We start from the raw sequence: 25,149 nt of genomic DNA, 5'->3' as shown, positions 1-25,149 counted from the left end.
TGTATTGCATATTGTAAATTTATTGGAACGGAATGAAAAAGATGAAGAAATTCTTTTCAATTTTTGGAACTATCCTGGTTCTTTTGATAGCGCTAGCTTTAATTTTTAATCAGCCAATTAAGGAATATGCCGTTAAGCAGATTTCTAATCATAACTTAAGCAGTTTGACAGCTGATAAGGTTAAAGCTAATCAAAAGAAAAAAGGACAATTTGATTTTAACAAGGTGAAGCCTATTTCTGCTAGTCAGGTAGCTAAGGCTGCCGTTAATAATGATGCCGCAGTAATCGGGAAAATGTCAGTTCCGTCAGTTAATCTTCGTTTGCCAATCGTTGTTGGTTTGAGCGATAATGCTCTCTCAACCGGTGGCGGTACGATGAAAGAAGACGAGAAAATGGGCAAGAACAATTATGCCTTGGCAGGTCATTATATGACTAATAAGGGCGCGCTTTTCTCACCATTGGAGAATGCTCAAATAGGTGATTTAGCATATATTACTAATATGAAACGTGTTTATACTTATAAAATTTACTATAAGAAAATTGTTCCACCAACGGCGGTTTATTTATTAGATGACGTGAAAGGTCAAAATATTTTAACTTTAATTACATGTGCTGATGGAGGAACTAATCGTTGGGCTCTACAAGGATCACTTGTTAGAAATGAACCAGCGAATAAAGCTACTTTAGCCGTTTTTTCTTAACAGTAACTTAAAAGCTTGTGAAGGCAGAATTTACAAAACTAAATTGTAATGATACTTTCAAGGCTTTTTTTTTATGTTCAAAAATTGCTATAATTAATTGACAGTAGGTGATGGATTGACATTAATAAATTGGGAAAAGCGTAAAAATCCCTCAAAACAAGAAATAGAAAAATTTGCGACAGATAAAAAGGTTGACAATATCGTGGCTCAGTTATTGATAGAAAGAGGTATAACTGACAATTTAGAGATTGAATCCTTTTTAAATAGCAATGCAGATGAACTCCAAGATCCATTTGGTTTGCATGATATGGATAAGGCCTTAGAAATAATTGATGATGCCGTGCAATCACAGAAAAAAATTGCTATTTATGGTGATTATGATGCTGATGGGGTTACAAGTACTTCAATTATGAAATTGACTTTGCAAAAACTAGGAGCAAAACCTATCTTTTACATTCCAGATCGTTTTAAAGACGGTTATGGTCCCAACTTGGATCGTTATAAAGAATTAGCAGATAAGGGAATTGATTTATTGATTACAGTTGATAATGGTGTCAGCGGTAAGGATCAGATCAAGTATTTGAAGGATCAAGGTATTCAAGTAGTTGTGACTGATCACCATGATTTGCCTAAAGAATTACCTGAAGCTGACGCAATTGTACATCCAACTATTCCTGGTGCAGAATACGTCTGCCCATACTTATCTGGTGCAGGAGTGGCTTTTAAGATAGCTGATGCCCTTCTAGGCGACGAAGCTTTGGAATTAATAGACTTAGCAGCAATTGGAACTGTGGCTGACTCGGTAGCTCTTAAAGGCGAGAATCGTGTTATTGTTTCTGAAGGTCTTAAACAGATGCGTCAAAATCATCATGTGGGATTGAGTGCCTTAATAAAAAAATGCAAGATTAAAGTTAACGATATTTCCGAAGAGGATATCGGTTTTAAAATTGCACCCCGCATCAATGCTTTAGGACGCTTGGATAATGCTTCATCTGGTGTTGAATTGTTGACAACGGGTGATGAAACTTTTGCTAAAGAGATTGTTGATGAAACTGAAGATATCAACTCTCACCGCCAAGAGTTAGTTAATTCAGCTTTTAATGATGCACAGGATCAAATTGAGGCTCAAAAAGATAATGGTGTATTAGTCTTAAAGGGTAATGGCTGGCATCAAGGTGTTCTAGGAATTGTAGCTAGTCGTGCCATGGATCAAGAAAACAAGCCAGTTTTGGCAACTCAATTTGATGAGAATAGTGGTGTGATGAAGGGCTCTGGTCGTAGTCCTGAAGGGTTCAATTTGTTTACAGCATTGGATCAATACCGAGATTTGTTTACGGCTTTTGGTGGACATGCACAAGCTTGTGGTTTCTCAATTGAAGAAAACCAACTAGATAAATTGACTGAATTGATACAAGCTGAACCTGCTAAACAGGACTTTGATCCACATGCACCTGTAGTTAAAAAGTATGATCTTGATTTGAAGATTGCTGATTTGAACTTTGACTTGATTAAAAAGATCAATCGTTTAGCGCCATTTGGAATGGGTAATCCTAAGCCAGTAATTAAATTGGCCAATGTTGAATTGGCTCAGATCCGTTCAATTGGTAAAGATGGTACACATTTGAAGACACAGGTGGCTGATCAGAGTCATCAAGTTGATGCAATTGGCTTTGGAATGTATCAGAAATCTCAAGAAGAAGAGACTGATGTCTGTGATGTTTATGGTGAATTAGGTATTAATGAGTGGGCTGGACGCAAGAATCTTCAATTAATGTTGGATGATTTTCAAGTTTCACCGGCTGCTCAAAAAGTACAAGAATTGAAAAAAGTTTATCTCGATTATCGAAACAAACGTATATCAACTGAGATAATTAACCACTTCGACGATGTAGTTTTCTTCAATGAGGCGTATTATGAGGCTGCCAAACGTTCTAAGCTACAAGTGAATATGGTTCGTTACGATGAGGATGTCTCTGGGAATAATGTTTTGATTTATGATCGTCCACATAATATGGATCTGTTTAAGGAATTCATTAAGAAGAATAAGTCACAACATACAGCTTTGTTCTTCCATACGAATTTGGCTAATGGTTATTTGAAACCTGATATGTTGAAAATGAAAGAATTATTGAAATATATTTATTCTCACCAAAATATTCAGGCAAATCAGATGGATTTGGTCGCGAAATACTTAAAATTTGAAAAAAATGACGTTGATTTTTATTTAAAAGTGTTTTTTGAGTTAAATTTTGTTAAAATGGTAAATGGCTTTGTTGAAAAAGCTGATGCTTCACAACAACGCGAATTGATTGAATCTCCGACATATTTGAAGAGATTACAACGCAATGAAGTTGAAAAAATATTAATTGAATCCAACTTTGACGATCTCTTATCTTGGATGAGTGATTATGATTGCCATTGTTAGGTTGAATGGGGAATTTTAAAAATGGATATTGATTTTAAGAAATATGTTGCTAATGTTCAAGATTTTCCAGAACCTGGTGTACTATTTCGAGATATTTCACCATTAATGGCTGATGGCAAGGCATATGCTGCAGCAACCGATAAGATTGTTGAGTATGCTAAAAGTCGTGGTGCAGAAATGATTGCAGGACCGGAGGCACGTGGCTTTATTGTGGGATGTCCGGTAGCATATAACATGGGTATTGGCTTTGCTCCCGCTCGTAAGAAGGGAAAATTGCCTCGTGAGACTGTTTCAGTCACATATGATCTTGAATACGGTCAAGGCTCATTGTACATGCAAAAAGATGCTATTAAACCAGGACAAAAAGTTTTAGTTGTTGACGATTTAATGGCGACTGGTGGCACATTAGCTGCTACAATTAAGTTAATTGAAAAATTAGGCGGTATCGTAGTTGGAACAGCCTTCTTAATTGAGTTAACTGATTTGCACGGACGTGATAAAATAAAAGGGTATGATATGTTTACCCTTATGCAATACTAGTAAAAGGGGCCTAAAGGCCTTTATTATGGAGAGTTGGCAGAGTGGTAATGCATCGGACTCGAAATCCGACGAACCTGTTTTATAGCAGGCGCGCAGGTTCAAATCCTGTACTCTCCTTAGTGGAAGTAAATAATTGCTTGAAGTACGTGTTGTATAGATAAGCATGTAAAAGAAGGGATACTCCTTAAAAGGTGTCTCTTCTTTTTTACTGATTGAATTTAGTTCTTGAATTTTTTAATAGACCATTATAAAATGTAACCACTTACATAGGAGGGCCGAAATATGAAAATAAAAAAAGAAATCGTCCTTTTTCTCTCTTTAAGTCTCTTTATGCTATTTGGTATCAAGTCGCAATCTGTACAAGCGGCTGAAACTGGTACATATCAAACTAGTGAGAGTGACTATAAAACAGTGATCAACACTAGAGATAGCATGGTTAAGCTTTATGCCAAAGGTAGCGATGGAGTCTTTAGAGTAATTAGCAATAGAGTTTTAGGGCCGTCATCTTCATGGGCAACGGATAAACAAATTTACAATGGTGTAAAAGCTGATGGAACTCACGCAACTTTTTATAGAGTTGCCACAAACGAATGGATGGCAAATAATTCCGATGGAACAGCCTTCGGATTTGAAGTAAGACTTCAAAAGTTGCCAGGACAAGTAGATAATTATCCACCATCAGATGCTAAAGTAATCACTGTGAAGAATGGCGTTAATGCACCTATTTATGATTCCTATGGACATAAAACAGATAAGACTTTACCTGCTAATAGTTCATGGTTAACAGATAGATACTATTCTTATGGTTCAGGTATACCATTGAATTTTGTGGCCTATAGAATTGGCAATAATCAATGGTTAAGTCTTGAAGATATTAATGTAACTGCAAGTTACTAGACGTACTCAAAAAGGTCGTATTTCATAAAGAGATACGGCCTTTTTGAGTGCTATTTATAATTACCGTTATAAAAGTAATCATTAAGTTTGTAGTTCAAGCGATTATGCCAATAAAGAGGGGATTGCATCATTAATTCATCATTTTGTGAAACAAAACCAGGATACGGAACCTTGTATCCCAAAGTCTTAGCCGCATAAAGAAAATCAGGATCTTTAACTCTATTCATATTGGTTTGATAGTTAGCAATCACTATAAACATTACTAATGCGTAGGAAAGAACAATTCCACTCATAATGATTTTAAAAATTTTATAAACCAAAGTATCTATATTGACAATTGCAACAGCCTTGTTGACATAAATAATTCCTAGGATATACAGAAAGACAAACGAACTAAAGTATTCGCAAATAAATATTGGTGACAGGATGAATAAGAAAGGGATGAATAAAGCAATTGTGCTGAGTAAATAAAAATAAGTGTCAAACCTTTTTAGAACTAACGCTGTGGAAGCAATTAGGAAAAGATAAAATAGTATTCCTAGTAAGCCATCAATCAAAGCAAAGTGAGGATTAATTTGAACAAACTGATAGTTAATGTAGTTAATTTTACAATTCAGTTTGAGATATAAATTGATTGATAAGTAGTAAATTGCAAAGAAGGTATCAAAGATAATAATAAAATATTGAATCCGCTTACTTTTGATTTCTTTTAAAGCAATAACAATCAATGATAAACAGATTAGAGTGATAATAAAATAATTAAAAGTGATTATCCAAAAGTGCGTCGTATTAACATAACTCTCAAAGTATTTGTCTAAGGAAAAGGAGACTTTACGATATTCATTTCTACTAAAGTAGTAGGCAGGATTAACGAACATGAAAATGGCAGAAGACACGGCACCAAGTGTGTATGCATAAGTAATATTTCTTGATAGATTAGTATTTTTATATTTGTTCCAAAGGTTGACAAAACCAATAGAAATAAAGCCGACAAAAATTTGATAAAGTGTCATATGTTCGACAAATAGTCCACCCACAAAAGACATAATAAAGAAAATCACCGCAGGTAAACTGTAATTGGTTTTAATATATTTTTTGAACATGATGCAGTAGAGCAATAGTAAGCTGATGGGTGGTAGATAGTTGACGAATCCAGCAAACCACATGAAAATACTTTGAACATAACCAGACTGTAAAGTGATAAAGAAGGCTAATGCCATAATCAGTGAAATTTTAGTGCGACCAGTTAAATACCATAAGCACCAGATAAAAATTGTAACAATACTAGCATAAAAAATAGCCGCAAAAATGGGACTGTGCATGATCAAAATTTCCAAAAGATTACCTAGATAGCGACCGTTGGAACTACCGCCAAAGGAAGAATCCAATCCATAGAAGTGGTGTGTTAATAAATAGTGCCCTGGCTTGCCCCACCAAAAGAAATCGTCACCAGCCGGAATAATTAAAAATGACGTAATGAAGAAATATAAGTATAAAATTGAAAAGATAACTTTGTTATTTAGATGAAATCTGAAAGGTTTATTCATGAATAAACACTCACCCCAACTAGAACTTATAGTCTATACATATATACTATGATGTAGATAGTGAATTTTCAATAAATTATAAATAATTTTGCTTAAATAAATATATAAAAAGACATCAATATTTGCTTATTGATGTCTTTTTATACACTGAGCTTATTATTTTCTTAAAGGCTTGAAATTAATTATTCGACATTATTTAATTATTAATTTAGTATAGTTACACCAATCGTTAAATATGTAGCAAATATTATCCAAATCATATAAGGAATTAGTAAGTTGCTGGCGAGCCGATTAATTCGCCTGAAAAATACAATACACAGGAGTACAACGATATCTAATACTAAGATTATTACTAATCCCCAAATATAATGTTCATGGAAAAAGACAATTGACCAAATAAAATTAAGAAGTAATTGTAGCCAAAAGAGAATTGATGATACCATTTTCACGCGTTTAGGTGCTCGATCTGAGAAAATAATCAAATAACCCGCTATTGCAATTAAAAGGTAAAGTATAGGCCAAACGATACCAAAAATATAGTCTGGCGGTGACAATGGTGGAAGGTTCAATACATTATATTTAAGTTTTATGTTACCGGCAAAGGCAGAAGATAAGCTTCCTAGTAATTCAACTATGATTATAAAGATTATTAAAGAAAATATCCCTTTTTTGATCCCTAATTTTTGCATAATTAGTCTCCTCTAAACTTTTACTAATTGTATTAAATTGAGGAGGTAGTTCACAAGAAAAAAATAGTTTGAGATTTGCAAGTAAAAAGGTATTAGAAAATTAATTTCAATGTATCAATTTTCTTTAAATATTTCAGACGATCTGCTTTTTTAGAAGTACTTATTTTACCAAAATTATTCCATTTAGTTTTTTTGACGCCAATTTGTTTAAGGGTACTATCGATGAAGACTCTCTTAATAGCATTACCACAGAACAGTTTTAGATAAAAGGTAGGTGATGTCGAACTAGTGAACACGTAGGCTGAATTAAGATTGGTCAGTAAACCTTTAATTCCAGTTGGAGTGACGACGTGAGTTAGGTCGGGACCCTCCTTCATGACTTTATCAATAAATCCTTTTAGTATGGCGGGAAGGTCATTCCACCAAACAGGTGAGATAATGATGAGATTTGTTGCTTGCTTTAAATCAGTTAAATATTCTTTGACTAAAAGGTCATGTGTCTGTCCGCTATGGAATAATCTCAATTCTTCTTGATCGTATGCAGGGTTGAAACCATCAGTATATAGATCGATTACTTTGTAATTGTTATGGTTACTTTCGAGATTATATTTAACATGTTCCAATACGGTATGATTAAAACTTTGGTTCCAGGGATGGCAATAGATGATTAAAGTTTTTTGCAAGATAGATTCACTCCTTTATTAATTGATGTAAAGTTTGAGCAACTAACTCCTCATCAAAAGTAGTAGCATGATTTCTAATTAATAAGCCGTAACCTTGAATGAAAGACCACAACTGAATAAATAAAGTCTGTTTATCTATTATTAGTTTATTTTCGGTAATTAGGTTGGATACTAAATCATTCATGATTTTTAAAAAATTGAATTCAGTAGAATGTAGATTCAAGTCACTCTTGGAAGTTGGATTAAAGAATAGAAAATCCATTAAATTGGGATTGGTTTGAAATTTCAATAGCATGACTTTAGCAATTTCAAGAATTTTAGTTTTGGAATCGTATTTCTTCTGTAATATGGGGGCTAATTCTAAGCTCATATTTTTAGAAAGTTGCTTAGTTACTACTAACCATAGATCATTTTTATTGGCAAAATGTTTATAGAAAGCACCGGTGGTCAATCCCAATTGTTTGGCCAAATTGCGTAAGGATATTTGTTCAACGCCACCTTCGTTGATTAGATCAATTGTTAGTAAAATGATTTTTTGCTCAGTATCATTAGTTTTTCCAGTCATTTGATTCACCTCTTTTTCATAGGGTAACACCGTTATCTTTTGGAAACAATAAATTACTAAAAATGACGAAGTAGTAAAAGATTGACTCTAAATACGGTAAGCGCTATCATAAATACGAATTGGATAGTAAATGAGTGATTGGGATCACTTTGGAAACATGTAGGAACTACGAAAACCTACTTAGTCCGTTTATTTTAACGAGGGCTGAGTAGGTTTTTTTGCGTAAAAATTCAAAATATTGATTGAATTGTATTGTGCGTATTACTTGAAGGAATAATGTTTAAAAGCTTATTGTTACCGTGAAAATATCACTATGTTATGTATAGTTTTGGGAGTGAAGATCATGGAATATGAACAAATGGATAAGCAAATTATTCAGGGTGTTGGTGGCAAGAAAAACATTAAATCTGTTATTCATTGCGCTACACGATTAAGATTCGTTTTATATGACGAGTCAAAAGCAGATGATAAAAAAATTGAAAATATTCCAGGAATACTGCAACTGGTTAAACGTGCTGGACAGTATCAGATTGTTATTGGAGGTCGTGTTGAAGATATTTATAACAAATTAATTGATCTGTTAGATTTTGACGATGTGTCTAATAATTCGTATAATTCTCAGAAATCCTTAAAGAAGCAAAGTCCAGTAGATAAGGTAATTGAAACGGTTACAGGGATACTTTCGCCAGCTATTCCTTTATTGGCGGGAGCCGGAATGGGAAAGGTTCTGCTTTTAGTTCTGAATATGATGGGTGTATTATCATCCAAAGGCCAAACCTATATTATGCTGAATCTAATATTTGACACTGGGTATTATTTTATGCCGGCTTTTATTGGATTTTCCGCTGCTAAGGTTTTTAAAACCAATCAAATCTTGGGGGCTTTTATCGGATTAGTAACAGTTAATCCTAATTGGGTAGCGATGGTGGCTGCCGGTAAGCCAATACGTTTTTTAGGTTTATCAGTCGATTTAGTATCATATTCTTCGACTTTTATTCCTGCTATTTTGTCAGTGTGGGCTATGTCCTATATTGAGAGAATTGTTAAGAAGGTTACACCTAATGTCATTAAGGTGTTTGCAGAACCAATGTTGGTTATTCTCTTTACAGCACCGTTGACTTTTTTAATCATTGGTCCTGTTGCTAATTTAATTTCTAAGGGTATTGCTAATGGCAGTATGTTTCTATATAACAATGTGGGAATGGTCGCTATTCCAGTGTTGGCTGGTCTTTACCCCTGGCTAGTTTCAATGGGGGTTCACAAAGCCTTAAGTCCAATTAGTATTCAATTGTTGATTTCTAAGGGATACGACCCAATTGTTCGAGTGGCAGCTTTATGTTCGAATATGTCTCAAGCAGCTGCTAATTTGGCAGTGGGATTAAGAACTAAAAATAAAAAATTAAGAAGTTTGGCCTTGTCATCCAGTGCTACCGCTTATTTAGGTGGTATCACTGAGCCGGCAATGTTTGGTGTTAATTTAAAATTAAAGAAACCAATGTATGGTGCCATGATTGGTGGTGCTGTTGCCGGAATATTTGCTGGATTTATGAAAATGAAAGCATTTGTTTATGTCACGCCTGGTCTGTTGAGTTTGCCTATGTGGGTTTCAAAGACTGAAAATTTCATATTACCTGCAATTATGACAATTGCAGTTTCCAGTTTAGTAACCTTTGTGGCTACTTGGCTGATCGGGTTTGAGGATCCGGTAGATGACCCGGATCTTAAATTTGAAAAAAATAACGCTAATAAACAAACTAATGCAAAACAAACACTCAAGAGTCCAGTTGAAGGTAAAGTGATTGCCTTGAGCAAAGTTAATGATAAGACTTTTTCCAGTGGCATTATGGGCAAAGGAATTGCAGTTGTTCCTAATTCTGGAAAAGTAGTTGCGCCAACTGATGGCAAGGTAACTGCTTCATTTGCAACTGGACATGCTATTGGGATTCATTTAGATAATAATGCTGATTTGTTGATTCATGTTGGAATTGACACAGTACAGTTAAAAGGAAAGTATTTTCAAACATTAGTTCAAAAAAGTGAACGATTTTCTGCTGGTCAAGAATTGTTAAGATTTGATGTTGCAAGTATTAAGAAAGCAGGCTATGATTCTACGGTTATGGTTATTGTACTCAACAGTAAAGATTTCTTAGAAGTATTGCCAATTCCTGAGGTGGAGAAAGAAGTCACCATAAATAATAATTTATTGATGTTAGCGTAGTAGGAGGCTCTTATGAAAAGTTATCAGATTGATCCTGATTTTCTATGGGGAGTTGCTACGTCTGCCAACCAAGTGGAAGGTGGCTGGAATGAAGACGGTAAGGGAATGTCAATTGCCGACTGTTTAAGATATCGTCCTCAATTGGATGTCACTAATTATAAGGCTGCTAACTCAATTAGCAGCAAGCAAGTTAAAGAAGCCATGTCTGATCTTTCGACAAAAAATTGGGCTAAACGCCATGGTGTAGATTTCTATCACAATTACCATGAAGATATTAAGCAATTGGCCGCTATGGGTATTTCGGCTTTTAGGTTTTCAATCAGTTGGGCCAGAATTTTTCCTAATGGTGATGACCAAGAACCTAATCAGGCCGGGCTAGATTATTATCTAGATCTAGTTAAAGAAATGAATAAATATAATATTGAACCAATTATGACGTTGTCTCATTATGAAATTCCTTTGAATTTAGTTTTGAATTACGACGCCTGGTATGATCGTCGTGTAATTGATTTCTTTGACAAGTTTGCCAAGACAGTCATTGATTATTTGCACGATTATGTAAAATATTGGATTCCTATTAATGAGATCGACAGCATTATTCGTCATCCTTTCTCATCAGCAGGGTTAATCGAAGATCGATTTCCTAATAAAAATTTCAAAAATGTTATTTATCAAGCAATGCACAATCAATTTGTGGCCTCGGCCAGAATCATCAAGTATTGTCATGAAACGTATCCTGATTTAAAGATTGGTTGTATGATCACAAGTACAATGGTTTATCCATATAATAGTGATCCAAAAAATGTTTTAAGAGCTACTGAAATCATGAGAAATGTCTATGCCTTCAGCGATATTCAAATTAGAGGCCAATATCCCAAATACCTTCTGAAAAAGTTAAAAGAAGAAGATATTAAAATCGAGGAAGAGGCGGGAGATAAAGATTTAATTAAAAGAAATACGGCCGATTTTATTGCTTTTAGTTATTACTCATCAGTTTGTACAGCTTATGATACAAGAGGCTTACAAGTAACTAAAGCTAATCGAATCAATGGAGTTTATAATAAGTATCTCCCTGAGAGTGAATGGGGGTGGCAGATTGATCCGATTGGTTTGAGACTTTCATTGATCAAACTTTATGATAGGTATCAAAAACCACTGTTTATTGTAGAGAATGGTCTAGGCGCTTCAGATGTCTTAACAAGTGATAAGAAGATTCACGACGACTATCGTATCTGTTATTTGCGAGACCATATTCAACAGATGTTGGTTTCTTTAGTTGAAGATGGAATTGATTTAATTGGTTACTGTGTTTGGGGTACCACCGATATGATCTCAGCGTCATCAAATCAAATTTCCAAACGTTACGGTTTGATTTATGTGGATCTAGATGATGAAGGTAACGGAACTTATAAGCGTTATAGAAAAGATAGTTATTATTGGTATAAGAAATTGTTGTCCTTTGGAAATAAAATTCCTATGTCATTTTTTGATGAACCGTTAACGCATGCGAGTGAAACAGCTGTTAGTTAGAATAAATCAATAAAAAGGGTAGTGGCAATCATGAAGACAGTAGAAGAGACTTGGCTTGAAGAAGGTAATCAGGCAATGCAAGGTTGGAACTTTGAGCATTTGGATGGTCGGTGGCAAAATGAATCACTGCCTTGGAATTATTCCAAAATTGTCCAGAAGTACTTGCAGCCGACAGATGTTTGGCTAGATATGGATACTGGCGGTGGTGAACTGATGACCAGTTTCCGACACGATGCGCAAAGGACATATGTAACTGAAGGTTGGGATTCGAATGTTGAATTTCTCAAGCAAAAGGTTGTTCCCAGTGGTGTGACACTTTATGAAGATCCAGCTGAGAATCTTAATTTGGTTCCAGATAGTAGGTTTGACGTTGTGACTAATTGTCATGGGGCCATGCCAGTGCCAGAGATTAGTCGTGTTTTGAAAAAATTAGGTATGTTTGTAACCGAGCAGGTTGGAGCCACTAACAATTTTTCTTTATCCCGTTTCTTTAGAGATGATTATCAACCAGCTTATCCTGACAATACCTTGGTTAATAATACGATTGCTTGCCAAAAAGCAGGTTTAAAGGTGTTGAAATCTGCTGTCAGTTTTTCTAAAATGTCGTTCTTTGATGTTGGAGCCGTTGTATACTATGCGACAGTTGTTCCATGGGAGTTTCCCAACTTTAATGTAGAGGATAACTTGTCGAAACTCTATGAACTACAAAATATTATCGAGCAAACTGGACAGATTGACACTTACGAAGATCGATTTTTGATTGTTGCAAGAAAGCAATAATATAAAGAAGAGGTATGAATTTTATTATCAAAATTCATACCTCTATTTTTTTCGTTTCTTCAGCTCATCAATTTCACGATGTAGTTCATGATTCTCTTTTTCTATCTTGTCCAATTTAATTAAGATTTGATCCAATTTATCATCACTTTTTTCGGAAGTTTCTTGAGTGAAGTAATTGGTAATTGTACTAGTGAGAGTTCCAATGAAGCCAATGCCAATGATCATCAAGGAGACAGCTGAAATTCTACCAACAAGTGTAGTCGGTGCAACGTCACCATAACCAACTGTAGAAGCGGTCACAATGGCCCACCAAAATGAATTACTTAAAGAAACATTTTCAGCTAAAGAATAAGAAATTGCTGCTGTAACTAAGACGATTCCACAGATAATGATCAAGTAAATAAAACCATTGATCCGTAAGAACTTTTTAGCGTTCTTTTGCATTTTCCCAGCAGTTCCAATAAAGCGGATCAATGTAAATACTTTAGCGAAACGAAGTACGTTAACTACACGAAATACCCGAAAGACGTTAAATATAGTATTGAAAGGCAAAATCGCTAATAGGTCGAGAATATTGTGTCGAAAGAAATCCCCCTTGTCCTTAGCTAAATAGAGACGTCCGAAGTAATCGAAGCAGAAGATTAGAAGCGTTGCGATATCGATTTCAATATAGGGTGAGCGTGAGATATCAAAGTGAGGGATGTAGCTCAATACTAAAATAACAAGTGAAAATAATCCTGCTAGAACAATGACAAAATAATATCCATTTGAATGCAAAAATTTATGAAACTTTTTCATGGTTTCAGTTCATCTCCATTTAGTCTTACTAATTTGTAATATAGCACTAACAGTTGTGTTAGGTGTATTTACAGGAAAAATAAATTTCTGGATAATGAAATTTATCAATTCGAGGAGATTAATATATGCGACAATTCACACCCAATATTGCGCACAAGGCGCTGAATCGAGACACATTTAAATTTTTGTTAATGGGGTTAATGGTTTTAGACCATATTAGCTATTTTATTTCACCGTATTTAGCAGATGTTTTCCACCTTATCACTAGAGTAGTGGCGGTTGGTTTTGCTTATTTGGTAGTTGAGGGACTGCATTATACGCATAGCCGTAAAGATTATCTGTTTCGTTTAGGTACTTGGGGTTTTTTGATGGCCTTGGGAAACTACCTCATGAATCTATTTGTTTTACGAAAAGATTACGCAATGTCTATTACAGGAGACAATATTTTTCTAACACTCTTTGTTGGTGCAATTATTGTTTGTCTTTGGGATAACTGTCAGGAACAAAAAAAGAAACGACTATTGAGAATCGTTTCTGCTATTTTAGTTGTGATAGGAATCATACCCATTTTGGAAGGTAGCTTTATTATTTTTCCATTTATGTTGATAACACAGATAACACATCAAAATATTAAACGGAGAAATTTGAGTTATTTAGCTTTGATGTTAGTCATAGCAGCTATTGAATTACCAATAGCATTGTCGATAGGAACGACTGATCTATTAATGTTGTTTGATAGTGTTGCTATGAATGCCTGTGATATTTTCTTTATTCTGATTGTGCCACTATTAACTTTTTACAGTGGAAAATTGGGTAGGTACGATAAACAATTAAAATATGTGTTCTATTTATTTTATCCATTGCATCTGTGGCTTATACACTTATTAGCTAGCCTGCTGTGTCGTTAATCGTTCCATTTGAAATCCTTATTATCTAAAAAGAGTGAACGTCCAAGGTAATTTCCGTCACAAAAAACAGTAGTTGCGAGGCCTTCAGAATATCTAGAAGGAGTTACGGCTTTAAAATCATCCAAATATGAGAGTGCCAATTGTTGAACTGATTCAATGATTTGTACTCTTTTTCTGTGTGGAAGGGTTTTGAATTCGTCAGTAACATAGACCTCAATTTGGTCATTTTTTAAGTAATTAATACGTTTAATAAAAGTTGTCCAATAAATTTTTAGATTTCCCGATTTTCTGGCAGTAGATTTAGAATCAGCTTTAAACTTGTGAATTGCTAACTCCGTTTTATTATTTAGACACTTATTAAGCTTTTCGTTAAACTTTTTGATTTTATTGAAAAATCTTTGTGCTCGGAATTCGTCATAGTGATCAGTAGTATCCGTGGCTGCTATTACTGGTGTAGCGATATTTGTGAACATTGAGATTGATAGAGCTGTTAAAATAAGTGATAATCGATTTTTCATATATTCCCCCGAAATATTTTGCTAAATTATAACCGATTCGTATACATCATGCTATTCAAAGATGATATACTTGAATATTAAATTTGTTCTAATTATTCTTAAATGAAGAGAATGTAATTTATAAGATTAATCTCGATTTGATGTTAATTTTGCTAGTGATACAATTATTAAAAATATTTTTATTAAAAGGGGAAATTCTAATGAAAAAATATATTAATCGTTCGTATTTTTGTTTGGCCATTATATTTAGTTTATTAGCGGGGTTAGAGATACCTTTCAATACAATCACTTATTCTTATATTTTTTACTTGATCAGCAAAAAATCGGTGAATTTAATCATACCATCAGTGGCTTTAATTATTTTAGGTTATGCTGTTTTTGCAGTATTGGGGTATACAAAAAGTGTAGTTGTAAATAAAAATATTTATTTAATTAATCGTAAATTGAAGGAAAATTTTCTAACAAGTAAGATGGCTAATGTTACAGAGGAACAGGAAGATTTTGAATCAGGAAACTTATCTTTTTTTCTGAATGATTTAAAATTGTTAGAGGATAATTATTGGCGACAGATTTTTGCGTTGTTGGGCTCAATTGTGATGACTATAGGGACTCTAACATATGCACTCTACAGTAACGTCTATATCACCATTATCTTTTTGCTTTTTATGATTATCCCAACCTTGGCTCCAAAATTATTTACTAAATCGATTCAAGCAAAAACTGATACTTGGTCTCAAAATAATCAAATTTTGTCGGCGACAGTTAAAGATTTACTACATGGAGCTTTATTATTACGCCGTTATAATGTAACTGGTGGTTTTTCAAAACGTATGAATCGTTCTATTTCTGAAATGGAATCCTCTAATGCCAGTTTGAAAAATCAGATTGCTTTATCTAACAATTTTATTGGGATGCTTTTCTCCACCTTTTCATATTTGCCGATTGGTTTGGGGATTTACTTTACCATTACTGGAAAGATAACCTTGGCCCAATTCGTGGCAATTCAATATTCATCATCTTGGATTTTAAACGGTTTTAATCAGATTATCACTAGTTGGAATACTATCAGCAGTACGAAGAGTATTCGTACAAAAATTCATCAGTTGAAACCGATTAAGGCTATTGCTTCAACTGAGAATACAGTAGTAATGAATAAATTATCGGCCAATGATATCAGTTTTAATTACGATCAAAAACAAGTTTTCCATGATGTATCCTTTTCAGTAACTCAAGGTGAAAAGATTTTGATCGGCGGTAAGTCAGGTATTGGTAAGTCAACCTTAATTCGAATGATTCTTCAAGAGCTGCAACCAACCTCTGGAAAATTTTTATTCAATAATCATTCCTACTCGCAAGTTGATTCTTATAATAATTTTGGGATTGTAGGGCAGACGCCGATTATATTTGAAGACAGTCTTAAGGACAATATTACTTTGGGAGATAGTACTGCTAATGATCAAAAGGTTATTATTGCTTTAAAGCAATCAGGATTGGAAGAGTTTGCCAATGAGACATCGTTACAAATGCGGATCAATGAAAATGGACATAATTTTTCTGGAGGACAACTAAAGAGAATTGAAATTGCTCGTGCACTGTACTTTAATCGCCAATTGCTGCTAATTGATGAAGGTACGGCATCATTAGATCCTGAAACGGCAACGTCGATTCATGAGTCAATTCTGAATAATAAATCTTTAACCGTAATTGAAGTAGATCATCATATTCCGGACGATGTTAAAAAGCTCTATGATAAGGTTTACGAATTAAGTAGCACTGGGTTGGCACTACAAAATTAAAAGAACAGCTTCTATTAAGTATTCAAGATGTGTCGTCGTTTACTTGAATTACTTAATAGAAGCTGTTTTCGCTTTACTAGAACAAATTATTTTACAAGATTATGTATTACTGAATTCTTGTTCTTCATCTGAATGAACATTACTGTGTTTATGTTTGATTTTCATCTGATTGGATGCGGACACTTGATGGACAGCAAAACTACTATCATTCGTATGCGGATGAACAATAAAAAAATCACAAATAATCATTGTCGAAGTGAAAAAGATGTTTAACCTAATTATTTTTTTTAGATGCTTTTTCAATTATTACTCCTAACCTTTTTAAATATTATATCCAGAAAAAGGAAAACTAGCTATTTTAGAGCTCAAAAAAAGGCACTGCCGAGGAGCAGTGCCGTTAAGTTAGAAGAATTATTCTATAGAAGGATTGTACTATTGAGAATATAATATTATTGCATATTTTGGGTTTCTTCCAACAAATTTATTATATTACAATTTGTAGGTAAAAGTACGATTATATAAAAAATAAATAAAATAATAACCATTATACTTATAATCAGTAAAATCTTTGTGATGAATACTTTCACCAATTTTATTCTGATTGTAGAAAATATCCAATATGTAAATAGCTTAAAAATGTCAATTATTCCTGAACTTGGTAAAATCTACTAAAGATATCAAGATGTCTTGCTAGGAGGTGCTAAAATCATGTTTAATCGAATTCTTGTAGCTATTGACGGAAGTAAAAATTCATATGATGCCTTGGGTGCTGCAATTACCTTAACTAAACAATTTAATTCAAAATTATTTTTAGTTTCGGTCGTTAATACGGCTAATTTACCAGTGAATGTAGGTGTTTCATACGCTCCTGGACTAACTCATGATCTAGAGGAAGGTGCTAAGTTCGATCTACAAAAGGCTGAAGACCTTGTAAAAAAGGCAGGCTTGGCTTGTCAGGTAGAACTTTTAAATGGTGAACCTCGCTCAGAATTAGCTCATTTTCCTAAAGATAAAACAATCGATCTGATCGTTATGGGTAAAACAGGCCTAAACGCCTTAGAACGTGCTTTTGTCGGATCAGTAACACGCTATGTTTCAGAACATTCTAAAACTAATGTTTTAATGGTTGATTAGGAAATTAAAATAGAATATGTAATCATTTTAGAAAACAGCACTTATTGGGAAATATTTGTTGTACAGAGACTCAAGGTCGTGTGCATTATATTCCCGAATGAGTGCTGTGTTTTTATATTAAATGCGAATTATTTGTTTTTTAGCATCTCTTGAACGGTGGATTCATTATGTGCTAGCCAACCACAAGCACCAGCAGCGATAGCACCGACTAGATCGTCTAAAAAGACATTGATCTTTCCAGTAGATTTATCGTTCAATTTGGCTAAAATACCATGCTTTAATTTGTCGACATAACCATAATTCGTAACGGAAACAGAGCCGTACAAACTAGCTAAAGTGATAGCCATATTTTCATCAATACCGTAGGTTGATTCATCAGTACGCATGATACGTTGCATGGGCCCAGATAGGAGACCTTTTTCGGCTAAAACATCTAATTCAATACCGGTCATGATGGCATTTTGTGCTTCACGTTTGTGCAAAACTTTTTTGATAGCATGAATAGCTATTTCAGTATTTAAACCAGGAATATAATCCTTTTCCAAAAACATAACAATTTCGGCGATGTCATCTAACTGTACGCCACGATCACTTAGGTTTCTAATAATATGTTCAAAATACTCTTTATCTTGTTCTTCAAATGATACCAAAATTAAAATCTCCTTATTATTTATTTGCATCCCATTCAGCTTTAAATTCATCTAGAAAATCCAGCATATATTGATGACGTCCTTGGGCAATCCTTTTGGCGGTAGGGGTATTCATCATGGAAGTTAATTTTAATAATTTTTCGTAAAAATGATTGATGATAGTTTCATCGTCTAAGTTACGATATTCAGCCTTTGTCATTTTCTCACGTGGTTTGATAGCCGGATCGTAGATAGTTTCGGAATTGTTTCCTCCATAATAGACAGCTCTTACGATACCAATGGCGCCGATAGCGTCTAGTCTATCTGAATCCTGCACAATTTGTCCTGCTAAAGATAATTTTGGAGGATTGTCTAGTGACTTGCTGAATGACAAATTGTGAGTAATATAGAGGATTTCGCTAATTTGTTCATCAGTCATGCCCAACCCCTTTAGGAAATCATGAATTTCTTTCTCTAATTTAATCGGATCAGAGACTAGTTTATCGTCAGCTACATCATGTAGGTAGGCCGCGGCCAGTGTAATCAGATGATCGGCAGGTTCTTCTTTTAGAATTCGTTTAGCAGTTTTAATAACCCTTTGGATATGATCAAAATTATGACCAGTTGTGTCTTGTTTCATCTTATTAAATGAGTACTCACGAATGGCACTTAGTTTTTCTTCGTCTGTCATCAAATCAATCCCTCTTTAAATGAATAACTATATTGTCACACAAAAGGGTTTGTATTTAAAATAATACTCAATATTTGTTATTATACATATGTTTAAACATATTCTTTAGTTAGGAGGATTTATTATGAATTATATTAATAAGGAATTACCCGAATTCAATGTTAATGCATATCAGGCTGGTGAATTGAAAACTGTTACTAAAAATGATTTATTAGGAAAATGGTCGATTATATTTTTCTATCCTGCTGATTTTTCATTTGTTTGTCCCACAGAGTTAAGTGAATTGCAGGACTTGTATGAAGAGTTTAAGGCTGCCGGGGCAGAGATTTATTCAGTTTCGGTTGATAGCCAGTACTCACATATGTCTTGGGCTGAGACGACAAAAACTATTGGTAAGATTCAATATCCGATGTTGTCAGATCAAAAGCATGAACTAACAGATTTTTTCAATATGATCGATGAGGCTAGTGGACAAGATTATCGTGGAGTCTTTATTGCCGATCCAAAAGGAATCATTAAATCCTATACTGTTAATGCTATGGGTGTAGGTAGAAATCCGAAAGAAGTTTTAAGAACTTTGCAAGCAGCACAATTTGTTGAAGAACATGGTGATGATGTTTGTCCGGCAAATTGGCATCCTGGGGAAGATACGATTAGACCTAGCGGAGATTTAGTTGGTAAAATTTAATCCTATTTTAGGAAGACATTCAATTAACTTTGGATGTCTTTTTTAGTTTGTTACTCCGTTATAACTATATATAGTGATACGAAATAGAAAAAATCTATATCTTGTATCAAATGATAAATTCCTAATTTAGCAAGTGAGTTAAGCGCTTTACACCGATATGTCGCCAATATGCTCAAGAAACCATTTGCCAAATTTAGTCCAATTGGTGGTATGATTTTAGCTGTCGGTTAAATTGATATTTTTTAGAAATACGGTTTAAGGGATAAATAAAAATTGATCATTTCAAAATATAAATGCCACAATCATATATTTTGGCAATGGTCCAGAGGAGAAGGATAAATGAGTATATTTAATCCAAAATGGTATGTTGAACAAATGAAACACTGGAGTTTCAAGAGTTACATGCTATTAATGTTCGGCTTGGGGGCCATCACTGCATCAACACTTTCACATTCTATTAATGCAATTGCTGTTTGGACATGGTTTGCGGCCGTTTTAGGTTTCACATGTACAGTTGCCATTACTAATGCAAAACCTTTAAATGGTGTTTTAGGATTAGTTTCAGCACTTATTTATATTTTTGTAGCTATCAATGCTAAGAACTTCTCTGATGTTGTTCTTCAATTAAGTTACATTGTTTTGCTAGATATTCCTGTTTTAGTTAGTCCACAATGGGCTAAGGACGCTGAAAAGCATATCCACGGTTTAACTGCTATCAAATGGCTTTGGACAGCACTATTCTTCTTTGCTTCATGGGGACTACTTTATTTGATGGATACACATCTATTCATTAGTCCACGTCCTGTAATTGATTCTGTGGCTGCCGCTATTGGATTTACAGGTGCACTTCTATGTACATTACGTTTCCGTGAACAATATTATTTCTGGACAGTTCAAGGTATTATGTCAATTGTTCTTTGGGGTGTTACTGCTACACAAGGTGATGCTAGTCCCGTTCTATTCTTGACATACATCATGTACTTCATGAATGATATGATTGCTTTCTTCGACTCACATATTCACTGGTTCCACAAAGATGCTACTGAAAACAGAGCTAAGAGCGAAGAAGTAGCTAATAATTAATCTGTTTTTTGTTGCATTTAAATTACCAATTAGATTATTATTGTTGAACAATAGTAATCTAGAAGGGTAAATGAGACCGTGAAAAAATTTGTTAAAATCACTTTATCAGTCGTTGTAGGCGTTACGTTACTCGCAGATGTAGCTGCTGGTGGATATATGTTTAATTATGCATTTAGTAAGAGTGGTTACAGTAGTCAGATAAAAGGCCATTTGAGTAAGAATAGCCAATGGTTTTTGAAACGGAAACCGCAGATTTGGGAAGAGACGACGAAGGACCATCTGAAGTTAAAGGCTCGATATTTGCCTGCTGAGAAGGAAACCGCCAAAACAGTGGTTGTTGTCCACGGATTTGGTAGTGCTAGTAAATATATGGGGTCATATGTCAGAATGTTTCACAACGCAGGATATAACGTTCTGGCACCAGATAATCGTTCCTTTGGTATGAGTCAGGGTAAATATGCTGGGTATGGTTGGAAAGATCGGACCGATATGATGAATTGGATCAAGCGACTTAATCAGAAGTTTGGTTCTGATTCACAGATTGGATTGTATGGTATCAGTATGGGTGCTGCTACAGTCATGTATACTTTGGGAGAACATCCCAAGAATGTTCGATTCGCCATAGCCGATTGCGGTTATTCGACCATTTCTGGCGAATTATCTTATCAATTAAAAGATATGTTTCATTTACCAAGCTTCCCAATCGTACCTACAGCTAGTCTCTTTGCTGATTTCTTAGCAGGGTATAACTTCTATCAGGCCAGTACTAAAAATAGCTTGAAGAAGAATAAGGTGCCATTGTTTGTTATCCATGGTTCGAAAGATGATTTTGTACCAACTAAGAATGCCTATTTGAATTATGATTATACTAAAGGTCCTAAGAAGCTTTGGATTGTTAAGGGCGCTAGTCATGCTAATTCATATAGCAAGGCCGGGCAACTTTATATTGATAAAGCAACGGATTTTGCTAATAAATATTTCAATTAAAATAATAGCCAGTAACTCGAAATGGGTTACTGGCTATTTGTGTTTTTATTCACATTTTTGGTATATGATGACATTATTAAATGAGGGTAGGTGATTGAATGCAAGAACAAGGTGATTTACGTTATTTTTTGAATCAAAAACAAAAATTTGATGTTCGAGCGGTATTAATCTTATTACATAAAGGTAAAGTCTTTGTTAGACGAGAAAATACGAAGCAGGACTTGTATATCCTACCTGGTGGAGCCGTTAAATTCAATGAAGAAAGTCAATCTGCTGCCGAGCGTGAAGCGTATGAAGAGCTGGGGTTAACTGATTTGAAACTGGAATTTGCAGGAATTTTGGAAAACTTCTGGAAATTGAAGAAAATCGATTATCAACAATTGAATTTGATCTATCGTCAAGAAGTCAACGATGAAATATATCATCAGTTACAACATTTGGATTACCGGAATTTTGATTTGCCACCTAATTCTGATTTGAAATGGGTTAAAGTTGATCAAATGGAAGGTGTTTTGCGGCCGGAGGGAATTGTTAAGACTTGTTATCCCGGGGCTGGAATACAGCATTTAATCAATCATCAAAAATTTGATTTCTAAAAAATGATTCGTTATCGATTTTGTTATCGGTAACGAATTTTTTTTGGAAAATCTAATTGACTATGAAAGGTAGGATGACTAATATTGAAAGTACGCTACTACAGTAAGCGCTTACTATGTATAAAAGGAGGGATTTAGATGTCGATGATTGAAGTATCTAATTTAACAAAGGATTTTCGAAAAACTATTAAGTCACCAGGACTAGTAGGAGCCTTTAAATCATTGATTAAGCCAAAATACGAAACTTTTGAAGCCGTCAAAAATTTGAGCTTCGAGGTACCTAAGGGAGAAATTTTGGGCTTTATTGGTGCTAACGGTGCAGGTAAATCAACAACCATTAAGATGCTAACAGGAATCTTAACGCCGACTAGTGGATATTGCCGGATCAACGACAAAATCCCTCAAGAGGATCGTCAAAATTATGTTAAAGATATCGGGGTTGTTTTTGGTCAAAGAACCCAATTGTGGTGGGATCTACCATTACGTGAAACTTATTCAGTTTTAAAAGAAATCTACAATGTACCTGATAAAGATTTTTATAAACGAATGGATTTTCTGAATGAGGTCTTAGATTTAAATGATTTCATCACTAGTCCCGTAAGGACTTTATCATTAGGACAACGTATGCGAGCTGATATTGCCGCTTCACTATTACATAACCCCAAAGTTTTGTTCTTGGATGAACCAACAATTGGATTGGATGTATCGGTTAAAGATAAAATCAGACATGCTATTGAACAAATCAATCAAGAAGAACAAACCACAATCATTTTGACGACACATGATTTAGGCGACATCGAATTATTGTGCAATCGTGTCTTCATGATTGATCATGGACAAGAAGTTTTTGATGGAACAATCAAACAATTGAAGAATCGTTTTGGACACATTAGAGAAATTGAGTTTGAATTGGTCAATGCGGAGGATGCGAATCGTCTAAACTTTTCTCAATTTGGTTCAGCTATTGAGTATTCGCAGAATGAAAAGAATGTTCGAGTTAAATTTGATAGTAGCAAAGTATCAGTTCCTGATGTTATCAGATTGACCTTGTCACAAGTCGACGTTCAAGATATCAGTGTTAAAGATGCGGATATAGAAGATATCGTTAGGAGGATTTTCCGAAAGGAGGCGGCCGAACATGACTAACTTCTTGAGAAAATATCGTCCCTTTGTATCAGCGGGAATCGAAGAGGCAATTGTTTATCGTGCTAATTTTCTGCTATTTGCGTTGGGTAATACTTTGGGAGCCTTTGTAACTTACTTTTTATGGAAAGCTGTCTTCCAATCGAGTACGAATTCAAGTTTAAATGGTTTCACTTTTCCAGAGATGGTTTTGTATATCTTTTTGAGTTTCTTTACTGGAATTTTGACTTCTAGCGACGGTTCTAGCAGTGTTGGGGATGAAGTCAAAGATGGCTCAATTGCAATGCGTATCCTCAAACCAATCAGTTTTACGGCCAATTACTTTTATGAAGAGATCGGTAGCAAGCTTATCGACGTTGGAGTTTTAGCGGTACCACTATTTGGTGGCATTCTAATCTATCAAATTGTTGGTAAAGGTACACCGGTTCTTAATTTAGTCAATTTGTTGTTGTACTTCTTTAGTGCAACAGTTGCATATCTAATTAATTTTTACTTTAATATTTGTTTTAGCTTTACCGCATTCTTTTTTCGGAATCTGTGGGGATCAAACGTTTTAAAAAATGCTCTAGTGATCTTTATGTCAGGATCATTAGTACCTTTGGCATTTTTCCCACCAGTCTTACAGAATGTTCTGAAAGTATTGCCATTTTCGTCGTTGCTATACACGCCGGTAATGTTATATCTCGGAAAGTATAGTGCAGAGCAAACTATTTCTGTATTACTCCTACAAATCTTTTGGTTGATATTCTTTATTTTCTTAGCAAAAATTATTTGGCATTTTGCTATCAAACATTTGAGTATCCAGGGAGGTTAATATGAGAAGAGTCTTACACTTAGAAAAAATTTTTATTTCACAATATTTAAAGCAGACGATGGAATACAAAGCTGATTTTATCGTTGGAGTTTTAGGAGTTTTACTCAATCAAGTTTTGAATTTGATCTTTTTACAAGTTATCTTCAGTCAAGTGCCGAAGTTGGCAGGTTGGAGTTTACAACAAATCGTCTTTATTTACGGTTTTGCATTGATTCCTAAGGGCTTAGATCATCTTTTCTTTGATAATCTCTGGATTGTCGGTCAAAAATTAGTTAGAAAAGGTGAATTCGATAAGTATTTAACACGCCCTATCAATCCACTATTTCACGTTTTAGTTGAGACCTTTCAAGTCGATGCTTTTGGAGAATTGTTAGTTGGCGTTATCTTACTAGTTATGTCATCAGCTACAGTTCATTGGACTCTGTTAAAAGTGATCTTATTTATTGTTTCAATCCCATTTGCCACAGCCATCTATACAGCTTTAAAAATCGGTACTTCGGCTGCAGCCTTTTGGATGAAGAAAAGTAATACCATCACTTACTTATTTTACATGTTTAATGATTTTGCTAAGTATCCCGTTAGCATCTTCAATCATCTAATTCGCTGGATCATTTCTTTCATCATTCCATTTGCTTTCACAGCCTTTTATCCAGCTAGTTACTTCTTAACTGGAAAGAACGTGCTATTTAACTTAGGTGGGTTAGTGGTTATCTCAATTGTCTTCTTGTTTATCGCAATTAAAATTTGGAATAAGGGAATTTCATCCTATGAAAGTGCTGGATCATAGTT

The 25,149-nt window shown here is 34.5% G+C and carries 26 protein-coding genes and 1 tRNA gene; 18 read left to right on the top strand and 9 right to left on the bottom strand.

Annotated elements, in window-relative coordinates; translation table 11 throughout:
* The first annotated feature begins 41 nt into the window (after nucleotides 1-41).
* The 5 genes from FC97_RS11855 (at nucleotide 42) to FC97_RS11835 (ending at nucleotide 4,563) form a co-directional block, all read left to right on the top strand.
* Nucleotides 42-701 (top strand): class A sortase, encoded by a 660-nt coding sequence (locus FC97_RS11855; protein ID WP_056968284.1) that lies wholly within the window; start codon nucleotides 42-44, stop codon nucleotides 699-701.
* Between the two features lie 97 nt (nucleotides 702-798).
* Nucleotides 799-3,126 (top strand): single-stranded-DNA-specific exonuclease RecJ, encoded by a 2,328-nt coding sequence (gene recJ / locus FC97_RS11850; protein WP_234030738.1) that lies wholly within the window; start codon nucleotides 799-801, stop codon nucleotides 3,124-3,126.
* Nucleotides 3,127-3,147: 21 nt separating this feature from the next.
* Nucleotides 3,148-3,666 (top strand): adenine phosphoribosyltransferase, encoded by a 519-nt coding sequence (locus FC97_RS11845; protein WP_025085743.1) that lies wholly within the window; start codon nucleotides 3,148-3,150, stop codon nucleotides 3,664-3,666.
* Nucleotides 3,667-3,693: 27 nt separating this feature from the next.
* Nucleotides 3,694-3,783, top strand: a tRNA-Ser gene (locus FC97_RS11840).
* A 165-nt stretch (nucleotides 3,784-3,948) separates the two neighbouring features.
* Nucleotides 3,949-4,563, top strand: coding sequence for a hypothetical protein (locus tag FC97_RS11835; RefSeq protein ID WP_054641915.1), 615 nt, complete (start codon nucleotides 3,949-3,951; stop codon nucleotides 4,561-4,563).
* 50 nt (nucleotides 4,564-4,613) lie between these two features.
* Here FC97_RS11835 and FC97_RS11830 read toward each other — a convergent pair whose 3' ends face one another.
* From FC97_RS11830 to FC97_RS11815, 4 genes are all read right to left on the bottom strand, one after another.
* Complete coding sequence (locus FC97_RS11830; RefSeq protein ID WP_056968282.1) at nucleotides 4,614-6,110, bottom strand: hypothetical protein; 1,497 nt, start codon at nucleotides 6,108-6,110, stop codon at nucleotides 4,614-4,616.
* A 203-nt stretch (nucleotides 6,111-6,313) separates the two neighbouring features.
* Nucleotides 6,314-6,799: a TspO/MBR family protein gene (locus FC97_RS11825; protein WP_054641913.1), complete on the bottom strand. Its 486-nt coding sequence runs from the start codon at nucleotides 6,797-6,799 to the stop codon at nucleotides 6,314-6,316.
* Nucleotides 6,800-6,891: 92 nt separating this feature from the next.
* Nucleotides 6,892-7,482, bottom strand: coding sequence for an NAD(P)H-dependent oxidoreductase (locus FC97_RS11820; protein WP_087882337.1), 591 nt, complete (start codon nucleotides 7,480-7,482; stop codon nucleotides 6,892-6,894).
* Between the two features lie 7 nt (nucleotides 7,483-7,489).
* On the bottom strand, nucleotides 7,490-8,047 hold the full coding sequence (locus FC97_RS11815; protein ID WP_054641911.1) for a TetR/AcrR family transcriptional regulator: 558 nt from the start codon (nucleotides 8,045-8,047) through the stop codon (nucleotides 7,490-7,492).
* Nucleotides 8,048-8,390: 343 nt separating this feature from the next.
* Between FC97_RS11815 and FC97_RS11810 the strand changes: the two genes are divergently transcribed.
* Genes FC97_RS11810 through FC97_RS11800 form a run of 3 tightly spaced genes read left to right on the top strand, consistent with a single transcriptional unit; the run spans nucleotide 8,391 to nucleotide 12,575 of the window.
* Nucleotides 8,391-10,265 carry a PTS beta-glucoside transporter subunit IIBCA gene (locus FC97_RS11810; protein ID WP_056968280.1) on the top strand — a complete coding sequence of 625 codons (1,875 nt, stop codon included), beginning with the start codon at nucleotides 8,391-8,393 and terminating at the stop codon, nucleotides 10,263-10,265.
* A gap of 12 nt (nucleotides 10,266-10,277) precedes the next feature.
* Nucleotides 10,278-11,795 carry a glycoside hydrolase family 1 protein gene (locus FC97_RS11805; RefSeq protein WP_054641910.1) on the top strand — a complete coding sequence of 506 codons (1,518 nt, stop codon included), beginning with the start codon at nucleotides 10,278-10,280 and terminating at the stop codon, nucleotides 11,793-11,795.
* Between the two features lie 30 nt (nucleotides 11,796-11,825).
* Nucleotides 11,826-12,575 carry a methyltransferase domain-containing protein gene (locus FC97_RS11800; RefSeq protein WP_054641909.1) on the top strand — a complete coding sequence of 250 codons (750 nt, stop codon included), beginning with the start codon at nucleotides 11,826-11,828 and terminating at the stop codon, nucleotides 12,573-12,575.
* 42 nt (nucleotides 12,576-12,617) lie between these two features.
* Here the strand turns inward: FC97_RS11800 and FC97_RS11795 are convergent, their stop codons facing one another.
* Nucleotides 12,618-13,373, bottom strand: coding sequence for a potassium channel family protein (locus FC97_RS11795; RefSeq protein ID WP_056968277.1), 756 nt, complete (start codon nucleotides 13,371-13,373; stop codon nucleotides 12,618-12,620).
* 125 nt (nucleotides 13,374-13,498) lie between these two features.
* Here FC97_RS11795 and FC97_RS11790 point away from each other — a divergent pair, with 125 nt between their 5' ends.
* Entirely contained in the window at nucleotides 13,499-14,281 is a 783-nt protein-coding gene (locus FC97_RS11790) for a TraX family protein (protein WP_054641907.1), read from the top strand.
* Here FC97_RS11790 and FC97_RS11785 read toward each other — a convergent pair.
* A complete protein-coding gene (locus FC97_RS11785; protein WP_054641906.1) occupies nucleotides 14,278-14,799 on the bottom strand; it encodes a hypothetical protein in 522 nt (173 codons plus the stop codon). The genes FC97_RS11790 and FC97_RS11785 overlap by 4 nt on opposite strands.
* A gap of 200 nt (nucleotides 14,800-14,999) precedes the next feature.
* Here FC97_RS11785 and FC97_RS11780 point away from each other — a divergent pair, with 200 nt between their 5' ends.
* The gene (locus FC97_RS11780) at nucleotides 15,000-16,595 is read left to right on the top strand and encodes an ATP-binding cassette domain-containing protein (RefSeq protein WP_054641905.1); all 1,596 of its coding nucleotides are present in this window, start codon (nucleotides 15,000-15,002) and stop codon (nucleotides 16,593-16,595) included.
* 99 nt (nucleotides 16,596-16,694) lie between these two features.
* Here FC97_RS11780 and FC97_RS11775 read toward each other — a convergent pair whose 3' ends face one another.
* A complete protein-coding gene (locus FC97_RS11775) occupies nucleotides 16,695-16,898 on the bottom strand; it encodes a hypothetical protein (RefSeq protein WP_054641904.1) in 204 nt (67 codons plus the stop codon).
* A gap of 405 nt (nucleotides 16,899-17,303) precedes the next feature.
* Here FC97_RS11775 and FC97_RS11770 point away from each other — a divergent pair, with 405 nt between their 5' ends.
* On the top strand, nucleotides 17,304-17,729 hold the full coding sequence (locus tag FC97_RS11770) for a universal stress protein (RefSeq protein ID WP_054641903.1): 426 nt from the start codon (nucleotides 17,304-17,306) through the stop codon (nucleotides 17,727-17,729).
* Nucleotides 17,730-17,857: 128 nt separating this feature from the next.
* Here the strand turns inward: FC97_RS11770 and FC97_RS11765 are convergent, their stop codons facing one another.
* Nucleotides 17,858-18,379 carry a phosphatidylglycerophosphatase A family protein gene (locus tag FC97_RS11765; protein ID WP_225868640.1) on the bottom strand — a complete coding sequence of 174 codons (522 nt, stop codon included), beginning with the start codon at nucleotides 18,377-18,379 and terminating at the stop codon, nucleotides 17,858-17,860.
* A 16-nt stretch (nucleotides 18,380-18,395) separates the two neighbouring features.
* Nucleotides 18,396-19,049 carry an HD domain-containing protein gene (locus FC97_RS11760; protein WP_056968275.1) on the bottom strand — a complete coding sequence of 218 codons (654 nt, stop codon included), beginning with the start codon at nucleotides 19,047-19,049 and terminating at the stop codon, nucleotides 18,396-18,398.
* A gap of 124 nt (nucleotides 19,050-19,173) precedes the next feature.
* Between FC97_RS11760 and FC97_RS11755 the strand changes: the two genes are divergently transcribed.
* The 7 genes from FC97_RS11755 (at nucleotide 19,174) to FC97_RS11725 (ending at nucleotide 25,147) form a co-directional block, all read left to right on the top strand.
* Nucleotides 19,174-19,737, top strand: a complete 564-nt coding sequence (locus FC97_RS11755) for a peroxiredoxin (protein WP_056968273.1) — start codon at nucleotides 19,174-19,176, stop codon at nucleotides 19,735-19,737.
* 339 nt (nucleotides 19,738-20,076) lie between these two features.
* Nucleotides 20,077-20,820, top strand: coding sequence for a nicotinamide riboside transporter PnuC (pnuC, locus tag FC97_RS11750; protein WP_054641901.1), 744 nt, complete (start codon nucleotides 20,077-20,079; stop codon nucleotides 20,818-20,820).
* Between the two features lie 78 nt (nucleotides 20,821-20,898).
* Nucleotides 20,899-21,807, top strand: a complete 909-nt coding sequence (locus FC97_RS11745; protein ID WP_054641900.1) for an alpha/beta hydrolase — start codon at nucleotides 20,899-20,901, stop codon at nucleotides 21,805-21,807.
* A 98-nt stretch (nucleotides 21,808-21,905) separates the two neighbouring features.
* On the top strand, nucleotides 21,906-22,403 hold the full coding sequence (locus tag FC97_RS11740; protein WP_054641899.1) for an NUDIX domain-containing protein: 498 nt from the start codon (nucleotides 21,906-21,908) through the stop codon (nucleotides 22,401-22,403).
* Between the two features lie 138 nt (nucleotides 22,404-22,541).
* Entirely contained in the window at nucleotides 22,542-23,549 is a 1,008-nt protein-coding gene (locus FC97_RS11735) for an ABC transporter ATP-binding protein (protein WP_056968271.1), read from the top strand.
* The gene (locus FC97_RS11730; RefSeq protein ID WP_054641898.1) at nucleotides 23,542-24,360 is read left to right on the top strand and encodes an ABC transporter permease; all 819 of its coding nucleotides are present in this window, start codon (nucleotides 23,542-23,544) and stop codon (nucleotides 24,358-24,360) included. The genes FC97_RS11735 and FC97_RS11730 overlap by 8 nt, the downstream gene beginning before the upstream one ends.
* Nucleotide 24,361: 1 nt before the next feature.
* On the top strand, nucleotides 24,362-25,147 hold the full coding sequence (locus FC97_RS11725; RefSeq protein WP_054641897.1) for an ABC transporter permease: 786 nt from the start codon (nucleotides 24,362-24,364) through the stop codon (nucleotides 25,145-25,147).
* Nucleotides 25,148-25,149 lie beyond the last annotated feature (2 nt).

It is taken from the genome of Companilactobacillus kimchii DSM 13961 = JCM 10707, assembly GCF_001435445.1.
In the GTDB taxonomy this organism is placed as follows: Bacteria; Bacillota; Bacilli; order Lactobacillales; family Lactobacillaceae; genus Companilactobacillus; species Companilactobacillus kimchii.
The sequence above is the reverse complement of the archived record's forward strand: the minus strand, read 5'-3'. Positions and strand labels throughout refer to the sequence as shown.